This window comes from Cyanobacteriota bacterium (genome assembly GCA_025054735.1).
Taxonomy (GTDB): Bacteria; Cyanobacteriota; Cyanobacteriia; order SKYG9; family SKYG9; genus SKYG9.
This window is the reverse complement of record JANWZG010000619.1, coordinates 1-1,512: the sequence shown is the minus strand read 5'-3', so window position 1 is coordinate 1,512 and position 1,512 is coordinate 1. Positions and strand designations below refer to the sequence as shown.

General features: G+C 51.2%; 2 protein-coding genes. One reads left to right on the top strand and one right to left on the bottom strand.

Translation table 11 applies throughout. The annotated features are described in order from the left end of the window. Positions 1-100: 100 nt before the first annotated feature. Positions 101-799 carry an ABC transporter ATP-binding protein gene (locus NZ772_18775; GenBank protein ID MCS6815602.1) on the top strand — a complete coding sequence of 233 codons (699 nt, stop codon included), beginning with the start codon at positions 101-103 and terminating at the stop codon, positions 797-799. Here the strand turns inward: NZ772_18775 and NZ772_18770 are convergent. After that, positions 741-1,512: hypothetical protein (locus NZ772_18770; GenBank protein MCS6815601.1), on the bottom strand; the 772-nt coding region annotated here is incomplete at its 5' end. The two genes, NZ772_18775 and NZ772_18770, sit on opposite strands and share 59 nt — an antisense overlap.

The window sequence follows — 1,512 nt, the reverse complement described above, 5'->3', positions numbered from 1 at the left end:
GTCAACGGCTGTCTTAGGATAAGAGCATCTACGTCTGTAAGTCTTTGATGACTATATGACCACTGAAAAGTTTGTAACTCCCAACAGCTACAGCTCTGAAATGCCGATCGCTGGCTCATCCATGTCAGCGGCGATCGTTGCCAGGGGCATTGAGATGGTACTGTCATCAGGACAACAGTCTCTACAGGTGTTAAAACATATCGACTGGCAAATCCACCAAGGAGATATTCAATTGCTCATGGGGCCATCGGGTTCTGGCAAAACCACCTTACTCTCAGTCCTAGCTGGACTGCTGACCCCTACATCTGGGGATGTCTATCTGTTGGGCGAAAACATTACCAAACTCTCTCGTGCTAAACAGTCAGCATTTCGGCGGCAACACGTTGGCTTTATCTTCCAAGATTTCAACTTATTTCCGGCATTAACAGCCTGCGAAAATGTAGAAACTACCTTGAACTTGAAGGGCATTCGGGGACGAGCCGCTCGCCAGCAAGCTAAAGCATTGTTAGAAAAAGTGGGCTTGAGCGATCGGGCACATCAACTGCCTCGTGATTTATCCGGTGGGCAAAAGCAGCGGGTAGCGATCGCTCGTGCCTTGGCAGGTCATCCTCAAATCATTATGGCAGACGAACCTACAGCCTCGTTAGATGCCCATAGCGGTCATGCAGTCATGGAGTTACTGCGGCAATTGGCTAAGGAAGAACACGCTACCGTTTTAGTTGTCAGCCATGACCCCCGGATTAAGGATGTCGCCGATCGCGTGAATTATTTGGATGATGGGGTGCTGAAACAACTGTAGCGACAACAGTGGCGGCGGCTTGCAACTTGTGGAGCGCAGCTAGGGAACTGTGAATTAGATGCAGAGACGCGATTGGCTGTTGCAACATTGCTAGGGCTAGGGGCAAGGGATGAATTGCTCCATCACGACCCAATGCTGAGGTGATATTCGGCAAGTCTTGCTCCACACCATCACTTACAACCCGCACCATAGCAACCGGGACACCAATAGCCGCTAGCACACTTACCACGATCGCCCCCTCCATGTCCACTACGTCGGCTGCTAGAGTTTGTCCCAACTGTCGCTTCTCAGCGGCTGCCCACAGTAGGCGATCGCTGGTAAAGGCTGTAACTAACCGCGCCCTCAATAGTGGATCCGCCCCAAATGCATCCATCAGTTTCTGCGTCAACGTTAGCTCACAGAATTTAACAGTATACCCCTGTAAGGTAGGTAGATGATTCCCAGAGTCAGTGATGGGCGATGGAGATAGGCAAGCTCGGTATACAACTACATCACCCAGGCGGTAATCTGCTGCAAGGCTGCCACATAGCCCCATAACGATAACCCCATTAGCTTTCTGGAGCACATCTGTTTGGGACAAGGTTACAAGGCGATCGTACAGGGCACGGGATCCCACAGGAATAGACACGACAGCTACCGTTTGGGCATTCTGGGCATTAACATCACCACAGCGACAACCCCGACGTACAGCTTGGTATTCCGCACCTTGGGGA

Coding starts and splice junctions, on each gene's coding strand:
- NZ772_18775 (MCS6815602.1), top strand. CDS start 101: ATGCCGATCGCTGGCTCATCCATGTCAGCGGCGATCGTTGCCAGGGGC.